At 65.0% G+C, this 26,079-nt stretch carries 21 protein-coding genes; 3 read left to right on the top strand and 18 right to left on the bottom strand.

Annotation, left to right across the window (positions count from 1 at the left end; genetic code table 11):
• The first annotated feature begins 1 nt into the window (after position 1).
• Entirely contained in the window at positions 2–1,081 is a 1,080-nt protein-coding gene (locus tag QU595_RS00490; RefSeq protein WP_315918219.1) for a sn-glycerol-3-phosphate ABC transporter ATP-binding protein UgpC, read from the top strand.
• Positions 1,082–1,150: 69 nt separating this feature from the next.
• Here the strand turns inward: QU595_RS00490 and QU595_RS00485 are convergent, their stop codons facing one another.
• The 18 genes from QU595_RS00485 to QU595_RS00400 all read right to left on the bottom strand — a co-directional run bounded on the left by QU595_RS00485 (position 1,151) and on the right by QU595_RS00400 (position 21,613).
• Positions 1,151–2,119, bottom strand: coding sequence for a D-glycerate dehydrogenase (locus QU595_RS00485; protein ID WP_315918218.1), 969 nt, complete (start codon positions 2,117–2,119; stop codon positions 1,151–1,153).
• Between the two features lie 73 nt (positions 2,120–2,192).
• Positions 2,193–3,095: a succinate--CoA ligase subunit alpha gene (sucD, locus tag QU595_RS00480; protein WP_315918217.1), complete on the bottom strand. Its 903-nt coding sequence runs from the start codon at positions 3,093–3,095 to the stop codon at positions 2,193–2,195.
• Between the two features lie 12 nt (positions 3,096–3,107).
• Positions 3,108–4,292 carry a malate--CoA ligase subunit beta gene (locus tag QU595_RS00475; protein WP_315918216.1) on the bottom strand — a complete coding sequence of 395 codons (1,185 nt, stop codon included), beginning with the start codon at positions 4,290–4,292 and terminating at the stop codon, positions 3,108–3,110.
• A 23-nt stretch (positions 4,293–4,315) separates the two neighbouring features.
• On the bottom strand, positions 4,316–5,281 hold the full coding sequence (locus QU595_RS00470; protein WP_315918214.1) for a CoA ester lyase: 966 nt from the start codon (positions 5,279–5,281) through the stop codon (positions 4,316–4,318).
• Positions 5,282–5,311: 30 nt separating this feature from the next.
• Positions 5,312–6,514, bottom strand: a complete 1,203-nt coding sequence (locus QU595_RS00465) for an aminotransferase class V-fold PLP-dependent enzyme (protein WP_315918213.1) — start codon at positions 6,512–6,514, stop codon at positions 5,312–5,314.
• 294 nt (positions 6,515–6,808) lie between these two features.
• On the bottom strand, positions 6,809–7,507 hold the full coding sequence (locus QU595_RS00460) for a response regulator transcription factor (RefSeq protein WP_315918211.1): 699 nt from the start codon (positions 7,505–7,507) through the stop codon (positions 6,809–6,811).
• 510 nt (positions 7,508–8,017) lie between these two features.
• Positions 8,018–8,644 carry a sarcosine oxidase subunit gamma gene (locus QU595_RS00455; RefSeq protein ID WP_315918210.1) on the bottom strand — a complete coding sequence of 209 codons (627 nt, stop codon included), beginning with the start codon at positions 8,642–8,644 and terminating at the stop codon, positions 8,018–8,020.
• Entirely contained in the window at positions 8,637–11,702 is a 3,066-nt protein-coding gene (locus QU595_RS00450) for a sarcosine oxidase subunit alpha (protein ID WP_315918209.1), read from the bottom strand. The genes QU595_RS00455 and QU595_RS00450 overlap by 8 nt, the downstream gene beginning before the upstream one ends.
• Positions 11,699–12,007 (bottom strand): sarcosine oxidase subunit delta, encoded by a 309-nt coding sequence (locus tag QU595_RS00445; RefSeq protein WP_315918207.1) that lies wholly within the window; start codon positions 12,005–12,007, stop codon positions 11,699–11,701. The genes QU595_RS00450 and QU595_RS00445 overlap by 4 nt, the downstream gene beginning before the upstream one ends.
• Before the next feature lie 16 nt (positions 12,008–12,023).
• A complete protein-coding gene (locus tag QU595_RS00440) occupies positions 12,024–13,274 on the bottom strand; it encodes a sarcosine oxidase subunit beta family protein (RefSeq protein WP_315918206.1) in 1,251 nt (416 codons plus the stop codon).
• 70 nt (positions 13,275–13,344) lie between these two features.
• Complete coding sequence (glnT, locus tag QU595_RS00435; protein WP_315918204.1) at positions 13,345–14,688, bottom strand: type III glutamate--ammonia ligase; 1,344 nt, start codon at positions 14,686–14,688, stop codon at positions 13,345–13,347.
• A 24-nt stretch (positions 14,689–14,712) separates the two neighbouring features.
• Positions 14,713–16,041: an FMN-binding glutamate synthase family protein gene (locus tag QU595_RS00430; protein ID WP_315918202.1), complete on the bottom strand. Its 1,329-nt coding sequence runs from the start codon at positions 16,039–16,041 to the stop codon at positions 14,713–14,715.
• A gap of 7 nt (positions 16,042–16,048) precedes the next feature.
• A complete protein-coding gene (locus QU595_RS00425) occupies positions 16,049–16,762 on the bottom strand; it encodes a protein GlxC (RefSeq protein WP_410000483.1) in 714 nt (237 codons plus the stop codon).
• A gap of 28 nt (positions 16,763–16,790) precedes the next feature.
• Positions 16,791–17,687 (bottom strand): glutamine amidotransferase family protein, encoded by an 897-nt coding sequence (locus QU595_RS00420; protein WP_315918199.1) that lies wholly within the window; start codon positions 17,685–17,687, stop codon positions 16,791–16,793.
• Positions 17,688–17,752: 65 nt separating this feature from the next.
• Positions 17,753–18,328, bottom strand: coding sequence for a universal stress protein (locus QU595_RS00415; RefSeq protein WP_315918198.1), 576 nt, complete (start codon positions 18,326–18,328; stop codon positions 17,753–17,755).
• Positions 18,329–18,331: 3 nt separating this feature from the next.
• On the bottom strand, positions 18,332–19,855 hold the full coding sequence (locus QU595_RS00410) for an APC family permease (RefSeq protein ID WP_315918197.1): 1,524 nt from the start codon (positions 19,853–19,855) through the stop codon (positions 18,332–18,334).
• A gap of 467 nt (positions 19,856–20,322) precedes the next feature.
• Positions 20,323–21,039 carry an XRE family transcriptional regulator gene (locus tag QU595_RS00405; RefSeq protein WP_315918195.1) on the bottom strand — a complete coding sequence of 239 codons (717 nt, stop codon included), beginning with the start codon at positions 21,037–21,039 and terminating at the stop codon, positions 20,323–20,325.
• Between the two features lie 211 nt (positions 21,040–21,250).
• Positions 21,251–21,613, bottom strand: a complete 363-nt coding sequence (locus QU595_RS00400) for a hypothetical protein (protein WP_315918193.1) — start codon at positions 21,611–21,613, stop codon at positions 21,251–21,253.
• A 379-nt stretch (positions 21,614–21,992) separates the two neighbouring features.
• Between QU595_RS00400 and QU595_RS00395 the strand changes: the two genes are divergently transcribed.
• On the top strand, positions 21,993–24,686 hold the full coding sequence (locus QU595_RS00395; protein ID WP_315918191.1) for a phosphoenolpyruvate carboxylase: 2,694 nt from the start codon (positions 21,993–21,995) through the stop codon (positions 24,684–24,686).
• A gap of 32 nt (positions 24,687–24,718) precedes the next feature.
• Positions 24,719–26,023: a serine hydroxymethyltransferase gene (gene glyA, locus QU595_RS00390; protein ID WP_315918189.1), complete on the top strand. Its 1,305-nt coding sequence runs from the start codon at positions 24,719–24,721 to the stop codon at positions 26,021–26,023.
• The last annotated feature ends 56 nt before the right edge of the window (positions 26,024–26,079 follow it).

Genomic DNA, 26,079 nt, shown 5'->3' with positions numbered 1-26,079 from the left:
GATGGCTTCCGTCACGCTCGCAAAGGTCCGCAAGGACTACGGCAATTTCCGCGTCCTGGAAGCGGTCGACCTCGACATCGCCGACGGCGAATTCGTCGTGCTGGTCGGCCCCTCCGGCTGCGGCAAGTCCACGCTGCTGCGCATGATCGCTGGGCTGGAGGAGGTTTCCGGCGGGGAAATCCGCATCGGCGAACGCGTCGTCAACGACGTCGCGCCGAAGGACCGCGACATCGCCATGGTATTCCAATCCTACGCGCTCTACCCGCACATGAAGGTGTCGTCCAACATGGGCTTCAGCCTGATGCTGCGCAAAGCCGGCAAATCGGCCATAGAGGCGCGCGTCAACGGGGCTGCCGAGCGGCTCGGCCTGCAGACGCTGCTGGAGCGGCTGCCGCGGCAGCTTTCCGGCGGCCAGCGCCAGCGCGTGGCCATGGGCCGCGCCATCGTGCGCGACCCGGCCGTGTTCCTGTTCGACGAGCCGCTCTCCAACCTCGACGCGAAGCTGCGCGTGCACATGCGCGCCGAGATCAAGGCGCTGCACCAGCAGCTCAAGACCACCTCGGTCTACGTCACACACGACCAGATCGAGGCCATGACCATGGCCGACCGCATCGTGGTCATGCACGACGGCGCAGTGCAGCAGGTCGGCGCTCCGCTCGATCTGTACGACCGCCCCGCCAATATATTCGTGGCCGGCTTCATCGGCTCGCCGGGAATGAATTTCCTGCCTGCGACCGTGAGCATGAGCACCGGCAAGGTGGAGGCCGTGCTGGCCGACGGCCAGAAGCTGGCCTTGCCGGCCGGCCTGCCTTTGGAGAACGACGCCGCGATCACCGTCGGGCTGCGACCGGAGCATATCCGGCTGACCGACAACGGGCTGAAGGCCTTGGTGGAGGTGGTGGAGCCGCTCGGGCTTTCGACCCAGTTCTATGTCACGCTCGCGGGCCAGCAGGTCTGCGTCTTCGCCATGGGCCGCGCCGACGTGAAGTCCGGCGAAACCGTCCGGCTGTCCGCCGATCCGGCATCGCTGCACGTGTTCGATCCCGCGAGCGGACGGCGCATTTCAGCGAGCCCCAATTAGCCGCAAAAAGAAAAGCCGCCTTCGTATCGAGTCGAAGGCGGCCTTGTCTCCGTCAGTCCAGGAAACCGGTCAGACGACGCGGTCCGGCAGTTCCTTGCCTTCGAAGAAAGCGGTCAGATTGTCCACCGCCTTCATGCCCATGGCGACGCGGGTTTCCTCGGTCGCGCTGCCGAGATGCGGCAGCAGAACCGCGTTCTCGAGGCGCCTGAGCGCCTCGGGCACATTGGGCTCGCCGTCGAACACGTCCAGGCCGGCACCAGCGATGCGCTTGTTTTCCAACGCTTCGATCAAGGCCGCCTGGTCGACCACATCGCCGCGCGCGGTGTTGATGAGAAAGGCGCTGCGCTTCATGACCGCCAGCCGTTCGGCATTGATCAGATGCCGGTTGGCCGCGCCGCCGGGGCAGTGCAGCGAGACGAAATCGGCCTCGGCCAAAACGTCCTCGATGGTCGGAAGCTGGCGCGCGCCCATGGCGCGGGTCTCCTCGTCGTCCACCTTGGAGCGGTTGTAGAAGACCACGTCCATGTCGAAGCCGAAATGCGCGCGCTTGGCCGTCGCCTTGCCGATGCGGCCCATGCCGATGATGCCGATCTTCTTGCCGGTGACCTTCGTGCCGATCATGTGGGTCGGGCACCAGCCGGCCCATTCGCCGGCACGCAACTGGCGCTCGCCCTCGCCCGCGCGCCTGGCGACCGCAAGGATCAGGCTCAGCGCTATGTCGGCGGTGCAGTCCGTCAGCACGCCCGGCGTATTTGTGACGACGATGCCGCGCTCGCGCGCCGCATCGATGTCGATATGGCTGAAGCCGACACCGAAATTGGCCAGTATACGGGCGCGGACGTCTCCGTCGGGGAAGACGGAAGCCGGCATGTGGTCGCTCACGGTGGGCAGGATCGCGTCGAAAGCCTGGAACGCCGCCTTCAGCTCGATGGGACCGAGCGGCGCGTCACCCTGGTTGAACGTGGTGTCGAAGCGTTCGGCCAGAACCTGCTCGACGGCGGCCGGCCAGCGCCGGGTGACGATGATGCGTGGCTTCATGGAAAGTCCTTAGATTTGCTGCCTGCTGATAGAGCAGGAAGAAGGGGCCGGCAAGCCGGCCCCTTAGGATCGATCAGGCCGCAGCCTGCTTCTGCTGACGCAGCACCTCTTCCACGGTCTCGCCGAACGCAGCCGGGGTCGGCACGATGGCGACGCCGGCATCGCGCAGGATCTCCACCTTTTCCTGCGCGGATTCGCCGAAGGCGGAAATGATGGCGCCGGCATGGCCCATGCGCTTGCCCTTCGGGGCGGAAAGACCGGCGATGTAAGCGATGAGGGGCTTGCGCATATTGTGCTTGGCCCACTCCGCAGCCTCGGCCTCCTGCGGACCGCCGATCTCGCCGATCATGACGACGGCGTCCGTGTCCGGATCTTCCTCGAACAGCTTGAGGATGTCCTTGAAGGACGAGCCGTTGATCGGGTCGCCGCCGATGCCGACGCTGGTCGAGACGCCGATGCCCCTGGCCTTCATCTGCGAAGCCGCTTCGTAGCCCAGCGTGCCGGAGCGGCCGACGATGCCGACGCGGCCCGGAAGGTAGATGCTGCCCGGCATGATGCCCATCAGCGCCTGGCCCGGAGTGATGACGCCGGCGCAGTTCGGGCCGACGAGGCGCATGCGGTCCTCGTAGCGGAAGCGGCGCATGTAGCGCTTGACGCGCATCATGTCCTGCGAGGGAATGCCGTCGGTGATGCAGACGCACAGCTTCAGGCCCGCATCGGCGGCCTCCATGATGGAGTCGGCCGCGAAGGGCGGCGGCACGAAGACGATGCTGGCTTCAGCGCCGGTCTCGCGCACCGCGCCCTTGACGGTGTTGAAGACCGGGATGCCCTGGTGGACCGTGCCGCCCTTGCCGGGCGTGACGCCGCCGACGACATTGGTGCCGTAGCGTCTCATGTCGTCCGCATGGAACGTGCCGATCTTGCCGGTGAGGCCCTGGACGATGACGCGGGTGCGCCGGTTGAGAAGAATGCTCATGGTCGTCCTCCCTTAGTGCTTCTTGCTTTTCGAGAAGGCGTGCATCGCCTCGACCGCCTTTTCGGCAGCCTCGGCCAGCGTCTCGGCGACAATCACCTTCTCGCCCGACTCGGCCAGGATGCGACGTCCCTCCTCCACATTCGTGCCGGCAAGGCGAACCACCAGCGGCACGGAAACGCCGACCTCCCGGATCGCCTTGATGACGCCTTCCGCCACCCAGTCGCAGCGGTTGATGCCGGCAAAGATGTTGACCAGGATGGTCTCGACATTCTTGTCCGCCAACACCGCGCGGAACGCCTTGGCGACACGCTCGGGCGACGCACCGCCGCCGATGTCGAGGAAGTTTGCCGGCTCGCCGCCGGCGATCTTGATCATGTCCATGGTCGCCATGGCAAGGCCGGCACCGTTGATGATGCAGCCGATATTGCCTTCGAGGCCGACATAGGACAGACCGCGGTCGCTGGCGAAGGTCTCGCGTGGATCTTCCTGCGACTTGTCGCGCAGTTCGGAAATCTCGGCGCGGCGGAACAGCGCGTTCTCATCGAAGGACATCTTGGCGTCGAGCGCCAGGAGCTGGCCGTCCTTGGTCACCACGAGCGGATTGATCTCCAGCATGCCCGCGTCGAAATCGCGGAACACGCGGTAGCAGCCCATCAGCGTGTCGACTGCCTTGCCGATCAGATGCTTCTCGAGGCCGAGGCCGAAGGCGATCTCGCGGGCCTGGAACTGCTGCATGCCCGCACCCGGATCGACGATGGCGCGGATGATGGAATCGGGCTGCTTTTCGGCGATCTCCTCGATCTCCATGCCGCCCGAGGCCGAAGCCACGATCATGACGCGCTCCGATTTGCGATCGAGCACGATGCCCAGATAAAGCTCCTGGGCGATGTCGACCGTCTCCTCGATATAGAGGCGCGACACCAGCTTGCCCTTGGGGCCGGTCTGCTTGGTCACCAGCTTGCGGCCGAGCATGGCTTCCGCAGCATCCGACACCTCGCCGTCGGACTTGCAGACGCGGATGCCGCCGGCCTTGCCGCGGGCGCCGGAGTGGATCTGCGCCTTGACGACCCACTGGCCGCCGCCGATCTCGCTGGCGCGATAGGCCGCCTGCTCGGGGCTATAGGCGAGACCGCCGCGCGGGATGTGCACCGAATAGCGCGAAAGCAGTTCCTTGGCCTGATATTCGTGGATATCCATGTCGAACTCCTCCTCTGTTCGGCTCAGTTGGGAAGCGAAGTGCGGGCCTGGGCCGCGTGTTCGATCGCTTCGTGCATGATGAGCACATTGCGTGCCATGCGTTCGGATGCGGCGTCGATCATCTTGCCGTCGAGAGCGGCGGCGCCTTTGCCTTGCTCTTCCGCTTCCTTCAGCACTTCGATGATGCGACGGGCGCGCGTCACCTCCTTCTCAGGCGGCGAGAAGACGGTGTTGGCCAGCTCGACCTGGGAAGGATGGATGGCCCATTTGCCCTCGATGCCCAGCGCGGCGGCGCGCTTCGCGGCGGCGATATAGCCTTCCGGATCGGAGAAGTCGCCGAACGGTCCGTCGATGGCGCGCAGGCCGTAGGCGCGACAGGCCACGGTCATGCGCGACAGCGCGGCATGCCATTGGTCGCCCGGATAATCGGGATTGAGACCGCCGATGTTGACGGTGCGCGCCTTGCAGCTCGCCGCATAGTCGGCGACGCCGAAATGGAGCGCTTCCAGCCGGCTGCCATAGGCGGCGATGGCTTCGACATTGGCCATGCCGAGCGCGGTTTCGATCAGCGCCTCCAGGCCCACGCGGGTCTTGAAGCCCTTGGCCATCTCGATCTGGTTGACCATGGCCTCGACCATGTAGAGATCGGACGGAACACCGACCTTCGGCACCAGGATGGTGTCGAGCCGGTCGCCGGCCTGCTCCATCACGTCGACGACATCACGATACATATAGTGGGTGTCGAGGCCGTTGATGCGTACCGAGATGGTCTTGCCGCGGGCGCGCCAGTCGATCTCGTTAAGCGCCTGGATGATGTTCTTGCGCGCACGCTCCTTGTCGGGCGGCGCCACCGCGTCCTCGATGTCGAGGAAGACGTAGTCGGCGGCGCCGTCGGCAGCCTTGCGGATCATTTCCGGGTTCGAGCCCGGCACCGCGAGCTCGCTGCGCTGGAGCCGAAGCTTGCGCAGATGGTGGATGGTATGGCTCATCTGTTCCTCCCGTGAAGGGCCCGTGCCGCGTCAGGCCGCCTTGGCGACGGCCGGCTGCTGCGAAACCCGGTAGTATTCGAGCGCCGCGCCGACGCCCGAACCGGCCGTGATCTTCGCACCGCAGTCGCGCAGCGCCATTTCGGCGGCCGAAAGCGCGCCGCACATCATGACTTCGTTGACCCAGCCCAGATGGCCGATGCGGAACACCCTGCCGGCGACCTTATTGAGGCCGACGCCGAGCGAGGTCTGGTACTTTTCATACGCGGTCTTGACGATCTGGGCGCTGTCGATCCCCTCCGGGGCGAGCACGGCGCTGACCGTGTCGGAATTCCACTTCGCTTCCTTGGCGCACAGGCGCAGGCCCCATGCGTCCACCGCACGGCGCACGCCTTCGGCAAGCCGGTTATGGCGCTGGAACACGTTGTCCAGCCCTTCCTCCAGCAACAGGTCGAGCGAGACGCGCAGGCCGCGCAGCAACTGCACCGCCGGGGTGTAGGGGAAGTAGCCGGTGTCGTTGGCGCGGATCATGTCCTCGAAGGAGAAGTAGCAGCGGTTCGACCGGCTGTTCCTGGTCGAGTCCTTCGCGAAGTCGAGCGCCTTCTGGCTGACCGACAGGAAGCCGAGGCCGGGCGGCAGCATGAAGCCCTTCTGAGAACCGGAAACGGCGAGGTCCACGCCCCATTCAGTCTGGCGGAAATCGATCGAGCCGACGGACGAAACGCCATCCACGAACAGCAGCGCGGGATGCTTCGCCGCGTTGAGAGCGGCCCGCACCGCAGCGATGTCGCTGGTGACGCCGGTGGCGGTTTCGTTGTGCGTGCAGAACACGGCCTTGATGCGGTGCTCCTTGTCGGCCGCGAGACGCTCGGCGTAGAGCTCGACCGGAACGCCGGTACCCCAGTCGACATCGATCACGTCGACGTCGAGGCCCATGCGCTCGGCCATGTCGACCCACAGCAGCGAGAACTGGCCGAAGCGCGACATCAGCACGCGGTCACCGGGGTTCAAGGTGTTGGTGATGGCGGATTCCCAGGCGCCGGTGCCGGACGACGGGAAAATGAAGACGCGGCCGCCGTCGTTGCGGAACACCTTGGCGATGTCCTGGAAGAGCCCGCGCGTGAAGCTCGGATAATCCGGGGCGCGCATATCCTCCATGGGCATGTTCATCGCCTGCCGGACGCTCTCAGGAACGTTGGTGGGACCCGGAACGAAAAGCTGATTATAACCGGCCATTACAAAACCTCCCAAGGACAGCGGCGAGCCTCGTGCTCTACCTGTGGCATTGGGGTGATGGTGATGCGTGATGTCTTCTCCAACAACACCTAGCCAGATAGAAAAGCCGACCTTGTGAGACTGGCCCCAAACTACTCTTTCGGAGGCCCCGGGCTCCCATCGGATAGGGCAAAACCTACCCGTTCGCACCGCAGGGGAAAGGCGGAGCATACCGGTCTCCGGCCGGGCGAGCCGTCCGCAAGAAAGCTATTTTTCCAAGGAAAAACAACGGACCAACCGGCGCATCGCCGCCGGTCAGCGCGAATTGAGCGAAGGCGTGCGGTTCTTTTCGCTGGCGTAGAGGGCCACCGCCATCGCACGGTTCTTGACCTCGAGTTTGTCGTACAGGTTCTTGAGGTGGTATTTGACGGTATTCTCCGAAATGCCGGTGCGGGCGGCGATCTGGAGATTGGTCCAGCCGTCGGCGAGGACGGCAAGAAGCTCCCGTTCGCGTGTCGTCAATCGCGACAGCGGCGTGTCGTTGATCTTCGACACGTCGATATAGGGGATGCAGATGCGCCCATGGACGACCGCCATCAGCGTGTCGAACAGGATCGCGGGATCCTCGAACTGGTAGCAATAGCCCTGCGCGCCCAGGCGCACGCACTGCTTGAGGATTGCGACGTCATGGTCGTTGGAGAAGATGACCACCCGCGCCGGGAGCGAGCGGCGCTGCATCTCGGCCAGAACCTCGCCGCTGTCGGTGTCGGACAGCCGCCACCCGAGCACGGCCACGTCGAAAGGCATGGACTTCGCGGCAACAGCCTCGAGGAAGTCCCGGCCGTTCTGCAGGCTGCCGACCAGTTCGAACCGACCATCGCGCGAGATCATGTCGCCGAGCGCCGCCACGACCAATGGATTGCGCTCCGCCACCAAGACCTTGAATTTCTCCGCGGCCGGTTGCGCCGCCTTGCCATCGACGTGCTCGCCCTGATGCTTCCACGCTCGATCCATGTTCCTCCCCTGGCGACCGGCTCTTCCTCGTTATTGATCGCCGATGCACCATAACGCAACGGCAGCGAGGAAGATATTCTCTCTATGAGGCGGCCGTTCGCCTCTGCGCAACACTGCTGCCGTGCGCAAGCGGAGCTGCAGCGAAGGCAGTGTTTTCGATGCAGACTTTCTTTTAATGAAATTTTGTTGCCTGTCAGTTGACTATTAGGCGGCTATACCACATAGTCCCCCGCAGGTGCTCAACGCCGAGCACATCCTCGGATCGACGGGCGACAAGCTTCGCGTTCGCAAGCATTCGCCGCCACCGGAAACGGCGCGCCACAAGGCTGAGCCGACACCCGCTCCCGCGGCGTTCCTTCTTCTCCCAAGCAGGAACGCCCTTTTTCAGGCTTGGCACTCGTTGCCAAGCCATTTTTTTTACCCGCGACGAGCTTGGCGATGGATGTCCGTGGCCAAAACGACAAAAGCCCCGTCAGGGACGGGGCTTTTGCGTCAATAATAAAACCGGCTCTATGCGGCGGCAACCGAGGCCGACTGCAGACCGAATTCCAAGGAAGACTCCGCGACCACCCCGTAGAGACTGTCGGCGAAGCTTGTGAAAACCGCGAGATTGTAGACCGGCAACCCGTCTGCGCTGTCCGCATCGCGCCAAAGGTTGACTGCCGTATGGTCGAGCGAGGTCGTGGCAGCGGCGCCGACAGGAAAGACGCTGTCATGCAGGTCGAGCGACAGGAACTTGGCCATGGCCTGTCTCGCGCGCGAGCCGGAAATGCGGAGCAGGCAGCGGCCGTCGGACTGGTCCGACAGCGAGGCGCTACCTGCGAACGCCTCGGCGATCTTTCCAAGCTGGCTGCCGTCGCCCCGCGGCGCATAGGCCAGGAACTGGTCGGGGCCGGACCAGATCAGGGTCACGCCTTTGCCGGACGCGACGCCGGGCTTTGCCGGCGGCTCCGCGCCGAACAGCTTCTTGGCGGCCTTGGCCGTCTCTGCCGCCTTGCCGCGGCGCGCCATGACCTGCACCAGCAGGATGTCGCGAATCTCCGTCAAAGTGACACCGGCCGGCCCGGAGGCGCCATGGGCGCCCGCCACCAGCGCCTTTTGCAAAGGCGATTGGGTTGTCCAGGAAAAATCAGCCACGTTGACGCACTCCCTCCGGATCGTAGAAGACCGGGTTGCAAATCTCGGCCTCGTAGTCCTCGTTCCGCAACGGATCGTAGATGCGAACCACTTCGCCGAACCGCTCGCGTCCGCGCTTGACCAGGCCAAGTCCGAGCCATTGGTTCTGCGTGGGCGAGAAGCACACCGAGGTGACGTAGCCGTGATCCGTGTCCGGTCCGGGAATCTGTCCCTTCGGCACGACATGCGCGCCCGAGCGCAGCCGCCGCTGCCTGTCGACCGGCTTGATGCCGACCACCACCTGGCGATCCGGCGAAACCAGCGCCTCGCGGCCCGCCATCACCCGTCCGATGAAGTCCTTCTTCTTGGACATCATCTTGCCGAGGCCGAGATCGTCGGCCGTGGTGGTGCCGTTGAGCTCCGGCCCGGCGACATGGCCCTTTTCGATGCGCATGACGCCCAGCGCCTCCGTGCCGTAGGGCGTGACGCCGAAAGGCTTGCCGGCGATCATCAGGTTCTCGGCCATCGCGTTGCCATAGCGGGCCGGCACCGAAATTTCGAAGGCCATCTCGCCCGAGAAGGAGATGCGGAACAGGCGAGCCGTAACTCCGCCGCGCAGCTTGACCTCGCGGGCGCCCATGAAGGGGAAGCCTTCGTTGCTGAGATCCTCGGACGGGTCGCACAAGGCCTGCAGGAGGTCGCGCGTCTTCGGCCCGGCGATGGAGAACTGTGCCCACTGGTCGGTTGCCGAGGAAAGCTGGACATCCAGTTCCGGCCACAGCATCTGCCGGCAGAACTCCAGGTGCTGCATGACGGGACCGGCCTTGGCGGTGGTCGTCGTCAGGAAATAATGGTCGTCGGCCAGACGCGAGGTGGTGCCGTCGTCCATGACGATGCCGTCCTCACGCAGCATCAGGCCGTAGCGGGCCTTGCCCACCGCGAGAGAGGAGAACGCATTGATGTAGACGCGGTCGAGGAAGGTGCCTGCGTCGGCGCCGCGCACATCGACTTTGCCCAGCGTCGAGACATCGCAGAAGCCGACGCCGTTGCGCACGGCCATGACCTCGCGGTTGACCGATTGCAGCCAGTCCTTCTCGCCAGGCTGCGGATACCATTGCGCGCGCTTCCACAGGCCGACGTCGACGAACACCGCGCCGCGCGCCGCCGCCCAGTGATGCGACGGCGCAAGCCGCCAGGCGTGGAACGTCTCGTCTCTGTTGTGACCGGCGAAGGCGCCGATCGCGACCGGCGCATAGGGCGGCCGGTAGATCGTCGTGCCGGTTTCCGGGATGGAGCGGCCGGTGGCGGCGGCCATGATGGCCAGGCCGTTGATGTTGGAGGTCTTGCCCTGGTCGGTCGCCATGCCGAGCGTGGTATAACGCTTCAGATGCTCGACGCTCTCATAGCCCTCGCGCTGCGCCAGCGTCACGTCCGATGCGGTGACATCGTGCTGGAAGTCGACGAAAGCCTTGCCCTTGACCTTCACCTGCCAGAGCGGCGAGATCGCATAGGCTTCGTCGTCCGCCTGCGCCGGCGCGCCCGCGCCCTTGCCGAAGCCGCAGTCGGCAGCGGCCGCAGCGCCGGCCGCATGGCCGTCGCGCAGGCACTCGCCGAGCGAGAACTCGCCCTTCGCCGCACCGGCCATCGTCATGCCGGGCGGGCAATCGCCCGGAACGAAGGCGGCGATGTCGTCGCGCCACACCGGGCGGCCGCGATGGAAGCAGGAGAGGCCCACATTCGGGTTCCAGCCGCCGGAGACGGCAAGGCAATCCGCCGAAATCTCCTGGCTGCGGCCGTCATTCGCCGTCACCACGACGCCGCGGACGCCGTCGACGCTGCCCTTGATGTCGGACACGCCGCCCGCCACGACGCGCAGCCCGGAAGCCTTGGCCAGGTCCTGATATGCGGCGGGAACCTTGCCGCGCGGATCCACGACGGCGGCGACCGCGCCGCCGGCACGCTGGATCGCCTCCACCGTGCGCCAGCCGTCGTCATTGTTGGTGAACAGCGCAACCTGCCGGCCCGGCATGGCCGCGAAACGGTTGACATAGGTGCGGACGGCCGAAGCCATCATCACGCCGGGGCGGTCGTTGCCGGGGAACACGATCGGCCGCTCGAGGGCGCCTGCGGCAACCACGCTGCGCTTCGCGACGATGCGCCAGAGACGCTGGCGAACCTGATGCGCTCCGGGCACCGGAACATGGTCGTTGACGCGCTCGAGCGCGCCGTAGGTGCCGCCGTCATAAACGCCGAACAGGGCCGTCCGCCTCATGATGCGGACATTGGACATGCCTTCGAGTTCGGCCGTCGTGCGACGAAGCCATTCGCCAGCCGACACGCCGTCGATCTCGCCGCCGTCGCTGAGCAGGCGGCCGCCGAGCGACGTGTCCTCCTCCACGAGGATGACACGGGCGCCGGTGCGGCCGGCTGCAAGGGCGGCCGACAGGCCAGTCGCGCCGGAACCGATCACGAGCACGTCGCAATGCGCCCAGACCTTGTCATAGTGGTCCGGATCGGGCTGGCCCGCGCTCTTGCCGAGACCGGCGGCACGGCGGATCAGCGGCTCATAGAGCGATTCCCAGAACTTCGCCGGCCACATGAAGGTCTTGTAGTAGAACCCGGCTACGAAGATCGGCGACAGCAGCGAATTCACCGCCATGAAGTCCCGCCGCAGCGAGGGCCAGCGGTTCTGGCTGTTGGCGACGAGGCCGTCGTAGAGCTCCTGCGTGGTGGCTCGCGTGTTCGGTTCGCGGCGGGCGCCGGAACGCATCTCCACCAGCGCACTCGGCTCTTCGGAGCCGGCCGTCATGATGCCGCGCGGGCGATGGTACTTGAACGAGCGGGCGACCAGCTTGACGCCGTTCGCGACCAGCGCGGAAGCCAGCGTGTCGCCGGCGTAGCCGGTCATCGCCTTGCCGTCGAAGGTGAAGCTCAGCGGCGCCTTGCGGTCGATCAGGCCGCCGCTGCGAAGCCGGTGCGACTGCGCGCCGCCTGCCGCGCGCGCGGCCGTGCCAGCATCGTCTTCCTTCGCGGAAGTCCTGCTGAGGGGTTGGGATTCGGTATAACCCGACATGCTCATTCTCCCGGCAGTGCCGCCTTGGCCGCTCCCGCGCCAGGCGCGGCCTGCACCGATTTGAATTCGTGGGTGAGCGTGCTGCGTTCGGCTATCAGCCAGGAACGGCAGCCGCCTCCGTGATACCAATATTCACGCATGGTGCCGGCTACGTTGTCGCGCAGATAGACGTAGTCGTAGAAGGCATCCTCCAGCGCCGCGGGATCGGTGCCGTCGTCCACCGTGTAGCGTGGGCGTTTGGGGGAGGCGTCGCCGAGATAGCTGAACTCGCCGAGCTCGCGTTCGCCGCAGAAGGGACATGCAATACGCATCAGGCCTATCCCGCTTTCAATGTAGGTTTGGCTGGGCGCCCTGGCCCTTTTCGTCGACCATGGCGCCGCGCCGGAAACGGTCGAGCCGGAAGCGGGTCGCCTCCTGATGCGGCTCGTCGCGCGCCATCAGGTGGGCGAAGACGAGGCCGGAAGCCGGCGTCGCCTTGAAGCCGCCGTAGCACCAGCCGGCGTTGAGATAGAGGCCCTCGACCGGGGTCTTGTCGATGATCGGCGTGCCGTCCATCGACATGTCCATGATGCCGCCCCACTGGCGCAGCAGGCGCACGCGCCCGATCATGGGCATGATCGCCATGCCGCCCTCGCAGACGTCTTCCATCACCGGCATGTTGCCGCGTTGGGCATAGGAGTTGTAGCCGTCGAGGTCGCCGCCGAAGACGAGGCCGCCCTTGTCGGACTGGCTGACATAGAAATGGCCGGCGCCGAAGGTGACGACGCCCGGAATAAGCGGCTTGATCGCCTCCGAGACGAACGCCTGCAGCACGTGGCTCTCGACCGGCAGCTTCATGCCGGCCATGGCCGCGACGCGCGAAGTGTTGCCGGCGACGGCCATGCCGACCTTGCCGGCAGCGATGTTGCCGCGCGTCGTCTCGACGCCGGTGATGCGGCCGTTGGTGCGCTGGAAGCCGGTGACTTCGCAATTCTGGATGATATCGACGCCCAGGTCGTTCGCGGCGCGGGCGTAGCCCCACACCACCGCGTCGTGGCGGGCCGTGCCGCCGCGCCGCTGGGCGAGGCCCCCCAGGATCGGGAAGCGCGGGTTGGAATAGTTGAGGAACGGCAGCTCCTTGCGAATCTGCTCGGCGTCGAGAAGTTCCGCGTCGATGCCGTTGATGCGCATGGAATTGCCGCGCCGGGCAAAGGCGTCGCGCTGCGCGTCGGAATGGTAGAGATTGATGATGCCGCGCTGGCTCACCATGGTGTTGTAGTTGAGGTCCTGCTCCATCCGCTCCCAAAGCTTCATGGACAGCTCATAGAAGCCGACATTGCCCGGAAGCATGTAGTTGGAACGGATGATGGTGGTGTTGCGGCCGGCATTGCCGGAGCCGATCCAACCCTTTTCGAGCACGGCGACGTTGCGGATGCCATATTCCTTGGCAAGGAAATAGGCCGTTGCGAGGCCGTGGCCGCCGCCGCCGATGATGACGACGTCGTAGCGGCTCTTCGGCGCCGGGTCGCGCCAGGCCCTCGTCCAGCCCTGGTGGCCGGACAGCGCTGCCTTGGCAAGGGAGAATATCGAATACTTCATCGCAGTTTGCTCCGGCGAAAATGCGGCCGCGCAGTGGTTGCCCGCCGCCGGAGCGGCGGGCATCGGCATCTCAGATGTCGAGCGTGTTGTCCCGTTCCCACTGGGTGAAGTGGGAAGCGTAGGCGTTCCACTCGGTGGTCTTCATCTTGATGAACGCCGCCGAGAACTCCTCGCCCATGGCGGCCTTCAGCTCGCTGTCTTCGTCATAGGCGCGCAGGGCGTCAAGCAGATTGAGCGGCAGCTTGGCGCCGTGCGTGACGGTATGACCCTCGCGGTACATGTCGACGTCGCTGCGCGGGCCGGGATCGGCCTTCGTGCGGATGCCGGACAGGCCGGCCGCGATGATCACGGCCTGCATCAGATACGGGTTGGCCGCACCGTCGGGCAGGCGCAGTTCGAAGCGGCCGGGGCCCGGCACGCGCACCATGTGGGTGCGGTTGTTGCCGGTCCAGGTCACCGTGTTCGGTGCCCAGGTGGCGCCCGAAACGGTGCGCGGCGCGTTGATGCGCTTGTAGGAATTGACCGTCGGGTTGCAGATCGCGGCCAGCGCGGACGCATGCTTCATGATACCGCCGAGGAAATGGCGGCCCTGATCCGAGAGGCCGAGTTCCTTGCTCTTGTCGGCGAAGGCGTTGGACTTGCCGCTGAGGTCCCACACGGAGATGTGCGCGTGGCAGCCGCTGCCGGTGAGGCCCTTGAAGGGCTTGGGCATGAAGGTCGCCCGCAGCCCGTGCTTCTCGGCGATCGAGCGCACCATGAACTTGAAGAAGGAGTGCTTGTCCGCCGTCGCGAGGACGTCGTCATACTCCCAGTTCATCTCGAACTGGCCGTTCGCGTCCTCGTGGTCGTTCTGGTAGGGCTTCCAGCCCAGTTCGAGCATGGCGTCGCAGATCTCGGCGATGACGTCGAAACGGCGCATGACCGCCTGCTGGTCGTAGCAGGACTTCTCCGCGGTGTCGTAACCGTCGGAAATCTGCTTGCCGTCCGGCGTGACCAGGAAGAACTCCGGCTCGACGCCGGTCTTGACGCGGATGCCCTGCTCCGCCGCCTCGGCGACCAGGCGCTTCAGCGTGTTGCGCGGAGCCTGCCCGACGCTCTTGCCTTCCATGATGCAGTCGGAAGCGAGCCAGGCCACTTCCGGCCGCCAGGGCAACTGGATGACCGAAGAGGCATCAGGTACGGCCAGCATGTCGGGATGCGCCGGCGTGAGGTCCAGCCAAGTGGCGAAGCCGGCAAAGCCGGCTCCGTCCTTCTGCATGTCCGATATGACCTGGGCGGGCACCAGCTTTGCACGCTGTGCGCCGAAAAGGTCCGTGAAGGAGACCATGAAGTACCTGATCTTGCGAGTCTTGGCGAACTCGCCGAGGTCAGTTACTTCCGCCTGGTCGATTTTGGCATCGAAGGCCGTACCCATGAATTTTCCTCCCAATCGAGCTTGTTAAAAGGCGCTCTTGCCAGGCACCCAATTCGTCCCGGCCAGCGGGACACCCGCCATTGCTGCCGCCTCGATGGTCAAGGCGCACAGATCCTCCGGCTCGAGATTGTGGACGTGGTTCTTGCCACAGGCACGGGCGATCGTCTGTGCCTCCAGCGTCATGACTTTTAGATAATTCGCAAGGCGGCGACCAGCAGCAATCGGATCCACCCGCTTCATCAGTTCCGCATCCTGCGTCGTGATGCCGGCAGGATCCTTGCCCTCGTGCCAGTCGTCGTAAGCGCCGGCCGTGGTGCCGAGCTTCTGATACTCGCTCTCCCAACGAGGATCGTTGTCGCCCAGCGCGATCAGGGCCGCAGTGCCGACCGAAACCGCGTCGGCGCCCAGCGCCAGCGCCTTGGCCACGTCGGCACCGTTGCGGATGCCGCCCGAGACGATGAGTTGCACCTTGCGGTGCATGCCGAGGTCCTGGAGGGCCTGGACCGCAGGCCGGATGCAGGCGAGCGTCGGCTGGCCGACATGCTCGATGAACACTTCCTGCGTGGCGGCGGTGCCGCCCTGCATGCCGTCGAGCACGACCACGTCGGCACCGGCCTTAACGGCGAGCGCGGTGTCGTAGTAGGGGCGCGCGCCGCCGACCTTGACGTAGATCGGCTTTTCCCAGTCGGTGATCTCGCGGATTTCGAGGATCTTGATCTCGAGATCGTCCGGACCGGTCCAGTCGGGGTGACGGCAGGCCGAGCGCTGGTCGATGCCCTTGGGCAGGGTACGCATCTCGGCGACGCGGTCGGAGATCTTCTGGCCGAGCAGCATGCCGCCGCCGCCGGGCTTGGCGCCCTGTCCGACCACCACTTCGATGGCGTCGGCGCGGCGCAGGTCACGCGGGTTCATGCCGTAGCGCGACGGCAGGTATTGGTAGACCAGGGTCTTGGAATGACCGCGCTCTTCCTCCGTCATGCCGCCGTCGCCGGTGGTGGTGGAGGTGCCGGCGATCGTCGCGCCGCGGCCGAGGGCCTCCTTGGCCGGGCCGGACAGCGAGCCGAAGCTCATGCCCGCCACGGTGATCGGGATCTTCAGTTCGATCGGCTTCTTGGCGAAGCGGGTGCCGAGCACCACCTTGGTCTCGCACTTCTCGCGATAGCCTTCGAGCGGATAACGCGAAATCGACGCGCCGAGGAACAGGAGATCGTCGAAATGCGGGACCTTGCGCTTGGCGCCCGAGCCGCGGATGTCGTAGATGCCGGTCGCCGCGGCGCGGCGGATTTCCGACATGCTGTATTCATCGAACGTGGCCGAGTGGCGCGGGGTCGTCGGGGGATTGTGATAGGTCATGTTGCCCTCAATACGCGTCGGCGTTGTCGATGTTGAAATTGTAGAGGGTGCGCGCCGAGCCGTAACGCTTGAACTCCTCCGGCTTCACATCGGTGATGCCCGCGCGGTCCAGAAGCCCCTTCAGGATCGCGATGTGCTCGGGACGCACCTCCTTCTCGATGCAGTCGGCGCCGAGGCTCTTTACCTTGCCGCGCACGAAAAGGCGAGCTTCGTAGATGGAATCGCCCAGCGCGTCGCCGGCGTCGCCCAGCACGACCAGATTGCCCGACTGCGCCATGAAGGCCGACATGTGGCCGACATTGCCGCGCACGACGATGTCGATGCCCTTCATCGAAATGCCGCAACGCGACGAGGCGTTGCCCTCGATGACCAGCAGGCCGCCGCGGCCGGTGGCGCCGGCATATTGCGAGGCGTCGCCCTTCACGACGACGGTGCCGGACATCATGTTCTCGGCGACGCCCGGACCAGCGGAACCGTGGACCGTGATCGTGCCCTTCTGGTTCATGCCGGCGCAGTAGTAGCCGACGCTGCCGCGCACATCCACATTGATGGGCGCCTCGACCCCGACGGCCACGGCATGGCTGCCCTTGGGGTTGAGAACTTCCCAGGCGGTGTCGCGCGCGACTTCCTGGGGATCATGCAGGGCCCGGTTCAGGTCCCTGAGCGAGATTTCCGCCAGATCGACGATCCGGGCCTCATCGGCCCGCGCACTGGCGGGCATAGTAGCGAGATTGGATGTAGGCATCGTCTCAATGCTCCCAGAAATAGACGGTTGACGGCTCGGGCTCCCAGACCCTCGCCTGCTCGATGCCCGGCAGATTGACCAGGGCGCGATACTCGGAACCGAACGCCACATAGCGGTCGGTCTCGGCCATGACGGCCGGCTTGCAGGCGATCGGGTCGCGGACGACGCCGAAGCCGTTCTTGGTGCCCACCACGAAAGTGAAGAAGCCATCCAGATCGTTGAGGCTGGCCTCGAGAGCCTCGCCCAGACCCATGCCGCTCGCGATCTTGTGCGAGAGATATGCGGCCGCGACTTCGGTGTCGTTTTCCGTCTCGAACTTCATGCCTTCGCGCTTCAGCTCGCGACGGGTGTTGTTGTGGTTGGAAAGCGAACCGTTGTGCACCAGGCACTGGTCGGGGCCGGTCGAGAACGGATGCGCGCCCATCGTCGTCACGGCCGACTCGGTGGCCATGCGGGTATGGCCGATGCCGTGCGTGCCGGACATCTTCGAAAGTTCGAAACGCTCGGCCACCTTCTCCGGAAGGCCGACTTCCTTGTAGATCTCGATCGATTCGCCGACGCCCATGATCCGAACGTCCGGACGCAGCTCGGCGATCGCGCCGCGAACGCTCTCGACCTTGTCCACCGGAACCTCGAGCACGGCGTGGGTGGATTTCACCGTCATCGCGACGGGAGCCCCCACCTTCTTGGCGATCTCCTGATCGAGACCGGCGAAGTCGCGGTCCGGAGTCGGCGACTGGATCGTTATCTTGCCGCGATTCTTCTCAGTCGATCCGTAGATCGCAATGCCCGCGCTGTCGGGACCCCGGTCGGTCATCGAAACCAGCATATCCGACAGCAAGGAGCCCAGTTGCGGCTCCAGCGATTTGTCCTTCAGGAACAGCCCTACAATGCCACACATCGGTATCTCACCTCTTCCCAGCTCATGCCTGCTGAAATGAAAGGTAGCAGGGTCTTTGACGCAATTCAACTGTGATGAATGTTTTTTTCATTTAAGACAAGTCGCAATTTTGCCGGCGCCTTTGACGCCGGCTCCATGCGCGACCGGGCGGCGGTTGCCGCCGATGTCTCGACAAGGTGGACCGGAACGGGCGCACCTCGACGAACGCGATAAGGCTCCTGGCTCCACATCATCGAGCCGATCAGCCAGTTGCGCTGCGGATCGGCTCCCATGACGATGGCGGCACAACCGTGCCGCACCGCCTCGCGCAGAATGCTCTTGCGAGGATTGCGGGTGATGACGATGTGGCCGTCGGCCGCCACGCCAAGCTCTTCCAGCCTGGCGATGGCGCGGCCGACGTTTTCCTCCTGCTCCGACATTTCACGCTTGCTCGGCCGCAGGCCCGGATTGGGCAGGCCGAAGCCCGTCCCCCAGAGCCGTGCGACGGCAAGCACCCGGACCTGGCCGCCCCCCTCCCGGGAGATGCGGGCGGCCAGTTGCAGAACGTCTTCGCCGAAGCTCCGGCCTTCCGAGGCGACCAGAACTTTCGAACCCTCACGCGGGTGGACGGGCCGCGTTCGCAGCAGGAGGTTGCGCAACATCGATCAGCCCCCCGCCGCTTCGGTCAGGGGCCTGTCGAGCGATACCGCGCCGGCCCTGCGATCCTCCGCCTTCCTGTACCAGTACAGCGGCAGGTACATGAAGATGGTCGCGACGCCGAGGAAATAGTAGATCGCCTGTCCGCCGATGTAGGAATATATGAGTCCGCCGACGAGCCAGACGAAGAAGTAGAGCGCCGCCAGCGCGAGAGCCACATATTTGAAGAATTCCGGCAGCCGGAACGGACGGTTCACGTTCGGCCGATCGTTACGCAGCAGATAGTAGCCGATCAGCACGGGAACGAACGACCCGAGATAGCCCACGTTCGAGAAGGAATAGATCTCGATCGCACCGCCCATGAAGGCGATGAGCAGGCTTGCGGCCACGTTGGTCATCATGGCCCGGTCCGGCACATGGTGCTTGTTCAGGTGCTGGTAGAAGCGCGGGAACTGCCCGTCGAGCGACATCTGATAGAGCGAGCGCGAGCAGCCCATCAGCGAGTTCAGCGCCGACAGCACGAGCGCCACGATCAGCATGCCGGCCATCAGCCATTCCATCACCGCGCCGGCCACGCCGGGGAAGATGTTGCTGGCGAAGGTGACGAACATGGTCTTGGGATCGACGAAGGCCGGGTCCGAGATGGCCTTGGCGCCGAGCACGACAACGAAGGAGATCGGCAGCATGGTATAGACGAACACGCCGTAGCCGCCTTCCAGCGTCATGGCGATCTTCGCATCCCGCCCCGGATGCTTGCATTCGCCGATGTAGCAGGCCGCCGCCTCATAGGCGATCACCGTCCACAGCAACGGGAAAGCGTAGGCGACATACATCATCCAGGCCGGATAGCCGCCGATCGGACTGAGGAAGCTCGATCCGTCGAGATGCGGGAAGCCGGCGAGCTCGCTCCAGTTCGCGGCGCCGGGATTGAAGATGAAGCCGATCGACAGAAAGGTCAGCGGGATCATCGACAGAACCGCCAGGATCGTCGCCATCGAGGTGCCGAAGCGGATGCCGAGATAGGCCGGGATCGACAGGACGATCAGCCCCACGGCGGTGATCGCCAGCGTCCACCACGGAATGAACGTGCTGATGGGCGTGATGCCATGCGTGGCATCGAGGCCGAAAAGATGCGTTATATAGAAGGACGCCAATATCATATTGAGCGGTGCCACCGGCATCCAGCCGACCCAGTACATCCAGGCGGTGACGCCGTTGACATGGGGCGCGAGCCGCGGCCAGCGGTTCTTGAAAGCCGGATAGGCGTAGGACGGCGATCCGCCGGTGCGGCCCGGCATCATGGCCGACAATTCGGCCAGCAACAGGCAAAGCACGACGCCCGTCAGGGTAAAGAAGGTAATGAAAGGTATGTAGGAAGCACCGAAAACGGTGAGGAACGCGGGCGCCGCGCCGGTTACCAGAATGGTTCCGGCAAGGCCGATGACGAAGGCGCCCCACCAATTCGTTCCTGTCTGCAGATTGCCCTGTTCATAATCCAGGACGTCGGTTGCCGTAGATTCGTTGTAGCTCACTGGATGCTCCTCTCTTCATCCGTGTCCAACTTTTCAAAGAACTCCGATCGAACGTCCTCGCGTTCGATCAAGTCGAAAACAGGTATTCGCTTGCCCATCGTCTCTCCTCCATTGGAATCAAGCACCTGAATGAAATCGGCAAAATCGTGCTGTCGACCCGGGCGGCAGCCCGAGCTCCAATTCTTCTCCTTTCTCTGACGACGTCCCTCCCCCCACTGGCAACGGCCAGCTTTGCTGCCTGGCGCCGTATACTGTCAGGCAACAAATTTGATGATGAGGAAATCATTCGCTTTCCGGGTTGTCAACCCGAAGGCGTTTGCCGCGTTTTCTTGCAAACGCGGAAAAGCAATTCGATCTGGAATGCAAAATGGAACCGCTCGATGCCCGCGCGGGCACCCCTCGGCCGTGCGATACCAGCGCCGCAAGCCAAGGCCGTCGGCGTTCAGCGACCGGCCCTGAACCGATGTCTACTCGCGGCCGGCGCGCTGCGGATAGGAAATGATCGACAGATAGCGGATCGGCAGACGCGTCAGTTCCACCGGGCCGTGCGGCGCATCGGCGTCGAAGAACAGGCTGTCGCCCGGCACCATGCGATAGAGATGGTTGCCATGCCGGTACACCACCTCGCCTTCGAGCATGTAGAGGAACTCCATGCCGTCATGCTGGAAGGTGGGGAAAACGTCGGATTCCTCCGACAGGGTGATCAGATAGGGCTCGACGGTCACGCCGGCCGAGTTCGATCCGATATGGCCGAGCAAGGTATATTGGTGGCCGGCGCGCGTCCCGCGCCGCTCGACGTCGACACCCTGCCCCGCTTTGACGAAAACGGCGTTGCGCTCCTCCTCGAAGCGGCGGAAAAACGAGGTGAGCGGCACGCCGAGCGCACGCGAAAGCGCCTGCAGCGTGGTCAGGGACGGCGACGTGATGCCGTTCTCGATCTTCGAGAGCATTCCGAGCGAAATGTTGGTGGCGGTCGCCAGATCGGCAACCGTGATGCCGAGTTTCTTGCGGAAGGCGCGCACCTCGTGTCCGATCGCGACCTCCAGCACCTTTTCCCGCTCGTCGCGGATGGCATGGGGGTCCTGCATCAAGGGCGACACTTTGGCTACTCCACCACCGGCGGCGAGCGAACGGCTCTCCTTGTCGTCGTTCGCCGGCTTCTCCGCAACCTTCGCCTTTGCCATGCCTTCCCCGCGCTTCCTTGGCTTTATTTTCCTAAAGGTAAACTTTCCTTCAGTGTTCCACAACACCCAAGAGCTGGATTTCTTTCTCGCATGGCGTGCAAGGACACTCGCATGAAGCGAGGCCCCCTGGTTTAAAACAGGAAAATAAAACGGCGTTCCGCGCGGCTGCACGGAATTCAGCCCAGGATTTCAGCCTGGCGTGGTGACCCGCTTAGATGCAGGATTGCGACAACGCCATCCCGACCGGTGCCGGAGCCTGTTGCAGGCGTTCGAGGCGTTCGTCGCACAGGGGCAGCACGATCCTGGCGCCGTCTGCATAGAGCCCGGCGCCCGAGCGCAGCACGTTTCTGTCGACTATGGTTTCGATCGTGTCCCGGGTCCTGTGGGGCAAGAGGTCCGTGCAGGCCCGCATATGGGTGAAGATCATGCTGATCGGATAATGGGCGCCTTCGATCCTTACCTCAGGCTCCTCGCCGTCAACCCAGTCCTCCAGCGCCTCGACGGCGTCATGGAAAGCATTTTGAAGCGCAATCGGCGCATGGCCCTCATCAAGGCCGGGCAATACTTTCTGCATGTACGAACTCCTCTCCTAGGCTCGTCAAGATCGCGACCGGTCGCACGGATTTTTCAGGATCGAACTGCGGTGGGCGGCCTCTTCAATGTTTCATTCCAGACAACATACTTGCACTCAGGTTAAGCGCCGTCCATCCGCTTTGCTGCTGGCCCAATAGATCGCGCGCGGATCGTCCAATGCGTAACAGACGGCCGCCCGCTCGTCTCTCGCCCGAGCGGGTGGCGAAAGGCTGCCCGCAAGGCCAACGCGCCGGCCCCCTCAAGCGCCCACCCGATAGAACGGGATTTCTACCCGTCCGGGCGTTTCGGCAAAGCGCAAAACGCGCTCTCCTGCATCCTTGGCGCAAGCCGGCAAATCCGGCAAATCAATGGAGGCCGCGATGGAACAAAGCAGGCCACTCCGCTTTCGCGAAGATGTCCGCAGCCTGTTGCACAGACTGCTGGTTTCGGTCGTCAGCCAGCGCGAGCCCGGGCTAGCGGACGTGATGAACGGGCGGGCCAGTCTCGACTCGCTCGCCCCTGAGCAACGTATTGCCGCCTTGCAGGCCACCGGAATCTGGTTCCAGCTCGTGGCGATCGCCAACGAACTGCTCGCCATGCGCTCGCGCCGCGAGACGGAACAGGTCGGCGGGGCAGTGGAAGTGGTCGGCTCCTTCGCCAATGTGGTGCACGAGATGGCCACCGAGGGCTACCCGATCGAGCAGATGCAGGCCACCCTGGCAAGCCTGTGCGTCGGCCCGACGATGACCGCCCATCCCACGGAGGCGAAGCGCGTCACCGTCCTGGAGATCCATCGCCGCATCTATCGCAAGCTGACGGAACTGGAGCAGCTGCGCTGGGCGCCGCGCGAGCGCGACCACCTGATGGACGACCTCAAGACCGAGATCGAGCTCCTGTGGATGACGGGCGAACTGCGCCTGGAGCGGCCGACGGTCGAGCGCGAGATCGCCTGGGGCCTGCACTTCTTCCGCGAGGTGATCTTCGAGGCCACGCCCAAGCTCTACGACAGCCTCGAGGATGCGCTGGCGCGCCACTATCCTGGGCGCGAGCTTGCGGTCCCGTCCTTCATGCGCTTCGCGTCCTGGATCGGCGGCGACCGCGACGGCAACCCCAATGTGACGGCGAAGGTCACCGCCTATGCGCTGGCGGAATGCCGCAAGGCCGTCGTCGGCTGGTATATCTCGCAGGTGCGGCGGCTGGTGACCGTGCTGAGCGTCAGCGCCAATGTCGTCGATATTCCGGAAGAATTCACCCGGGTGCTGGCACGCGCCCTCCACCGAGCGGGGACATCCTCCGAAATCGTGGCGCGTAACCTCGACGAGCCGTTGCGGCAGTTCGCGGCCGCTATGCTGGAGCGCCTGCGGGCGATGCGCGGCGAAGGCTCGGCGCGGCCCTACAGGCGGTCGGACGCCTTCCGGGCCGACCTGCGCGCCTTGGAGGACGTTCTGTGCGCGCTGGGCGGCAGCTCGGTGGCGCGGCGCTTCGTGCGGCCGCTGCGCCAGCAGGTCGAGACCTTCGGCTTCCGCACCGTCGCGCTCGACATCCGGCAGAACTCGACCGTGGTCAACCGCGTCCTCGCCGAGCTCTTCAAGCTCAGCGACGGCGAGGCGGCGCCGCAGCCCGACACCCGGCAATGGAGCGAACGCATCCGCGCCGGACTGGGCAGCGGCGAGCAGATCGAACCCGACGCGCAAGCGCTTTCGGAGGAGGCACGCGAACTGCTCGACCTGTTCGGGGTCATCCGCGACGCCTCGGACGGACTGAACGGCGGCGCCATCGGCGCATTCATCCTGAGCATGACCAGATCGGCCGACGACCTTCTGGCGGTCTACCTGCTGGCGCAGTACAGCGGCCTCGCCACCGCCCTGGACGGCAGCGGGACGGTTCGCCTGCGCGTCGTTCCGCTGTTCGAGACCATAGCGGACCTCAGGGCCGCGCCGGACATCCTCGACCAGGTGCTTTCGGTTTCGATCGTGCGCCGCTCGGTGCGCGACTTCGGCAACCAGCAGGAAGTGATGCTGGGCTATTCCGACTCCAACAAGGACGGCGGCTTCCTGGCCTCGAACTGGGAACTCAGCAAGGCGCAGCGCCGCATCGCCGAACTCGGCCAGCGCCGCAAGCTCAGGATCAGCTTCTTCCACGGACGCGGCGGCTCGGTGAGCCGGGGCGGCGCGCCGACCGGCCGCGCCATCGCCGCGCAGCCGGCCGGCACCATCGGCGGCTCCATGCGCGTGACCGAGCAGGGCGAGGTGGTGTCGTCCAAGTTCGCCAATCGCGGCACCGGGCTCTACCAGCTCGAGATCCTGGCCGCGAGCGTGCTCGCCCACAGCGTGAAATCCCCGAACGAAGCGGAGCTGAAGGACAATCCGGAATTCAGCGAGGCGCTGGAAGCCCTGACCGGCATGTCGCAGGCCTCCTATTCCGGCCTCGTCAACGAGCCGGGCTTCATCGACTATTTCAACCAGGCGAGCCCGGTGGAGGAGTTGGCGCTGCTCAAGATCGGCTCGCGTCCCGCCCGACGCTTCGGCGCGCGCGACATCGCGGACCTGCGCGCCATACCCTGGGTGTTCGCCTGGACGCAGAACCGGCACCTGCTGACGAACTGGTACGGCATCGGCAGCGCCCTGAACTCCTTCGTCAATGTCCGCGGCGAAGCCGGTCTCGACGTGCTGCGCCAGATGTTCGAGCGGTCGCGGTTCTTCCGGCTGGTCGTCGACGAGGTCGACAAGGGTCTTTACCAGTCGGACATGGAAATCGGAAAGCTCTATGCCGGGCTGGTGAAGGACAGGGAGACGGGAGACCGCATCTTCAACAAGATCGCCGCCGAATACGCGCTCACCCGCAAGATGATCGGCGAGGTCAATGGCGGGCTGAAACTGTCCGAGCGGTTCCCGGCCTTCAAGCGCCATTTCGACCGCATCCGGCCGCAGATGGATTCGATCCACCGGCTTCAGGTGCAATTGCTGCAGGAGGTGCGCGCGCAGACGGACACCACCGCAAAGCCGAAGCGGGCGGTCAACGCGCTGCTGCTCTCGATCAACTGCATTTCGTCCGGCCTCGGCTGGACCGGCTAACGACGCCTTGCGGCGCATAACGGAGGACGAACATGAACATCCCCGCAAGATCCGGCACCGGCAGCACCCGGCATTTCTTCCGCACCAGCGTGGAAAAGTCCGACCCTGCCGTCAGCAACGCCCTGCAGCATGAACTCCAGCGGCAGCGCGAGGAGATCGAGCTGATCGCCTCGGAGAACATCGTCTCGCAGGCCGTGCTGGACGCGCAAGGCTCCGTCCTGACCAACAAATACGCCGAGGGCTATCCGGGGCGCCGCTACTATGGCGGCTGCCAGCATGTGGACGAAGTGGAAGACCTCGCCCGCGAACGGGCCAAGTCGCTGTTCAACTGCAGCTTCGCCAACGTCCAGCCGAATTCGGGCAGCCAGGCCAACCAGTCGGTGTTCATGGCGCTGATGCAGCCGGGCGACACGTTCCTCGGCCTGAACCTCGCCGCCGGCGGGCATCTGACCCACGGTGCGCCGGTGAACCAGTCCGGCAAATGGTTCAACGTCGTCTCCTACGGCGTGCGGCCCGACACCCACCGCATCGATCTCGACGAGGTGCGCGACCTCGCCCTCAAGCACCGGCCCAAGGTCATCCTCGCGGGCGGCTCGGCCTATCCGCGCGTCATCGACTTCCAGGCCTTCCGCGGCATCGCCGACGAGGTCGGCGCCAAGCTGTTCGTGGACATGGCGCATTTCGCCGGCCTGGTGGCGGGCGGCGTCCATCCCAACCCGCTCGACCACGCCCATGTGGTGACCACCACCACCCACAAGACACTGCGCGGCCCGCGCGGCGGCATGGTGCTGTCGAACGACGAGGAAATCGGCAAGAAGATCAATTCGGCCGTGTTCCCGGGCCTGCAGGGCGGACCCCTGATGCATGTCATCGCCGCCAAGGCCGTGGCCTTCGGCGAAGCGCTGACGCCGGACTTCAAGGACTACGCCCAAAACGTCGTCGCCAACGCCAAGGCACTGGCCGAAACGCTCGCCGCGGGCGGCGTCGACATCGTTTCGGGCGGTACCGACACGCATCTGATGCTCGTGGATCTCCGCCGCAAGGGCCTGACCGGCAAGGCGGTGGAAGCCGCGCTCGGCCGCGCCCACATCACCTGCAACAAGAACGGCATCCCGTTCGATCCGCAGGGGCCGATGGTGACGTCCGGCGTCCGGCTGGGCACCCCGGCCTGCACCACGCGCGGTTTCATGGCGGACGAGTTCCGCCAGGTCGGCCGCATGACGCTCGAGGTGATCGACGGCCTCGCCGCCAATGGCGACGACGGCAACGGAAAGGTCGAGGCGAAGGTGCGCGCGGAAACGGCGGAACTGGTCGGCCGCTTTCCGATCTACGAGTGAGCGCGGAGCGCCGGTCGCGGCGTCCCGGCACGTCGTCAAGGCCTGCAAATCACTGA

Source organism: Mesorhizobium sp. SP-1A, from assembly GCF_032460275.1.
Classification (GTDB): domain Bacteria; phylum Pseudomonadota; class Alphaproteobacteria; order Rhizobiales; family Rhizobiaceae; genus Mesorhizobium.
This window is presented reverse-complemented; position numbering and strand designations above follow the sequence as displayed.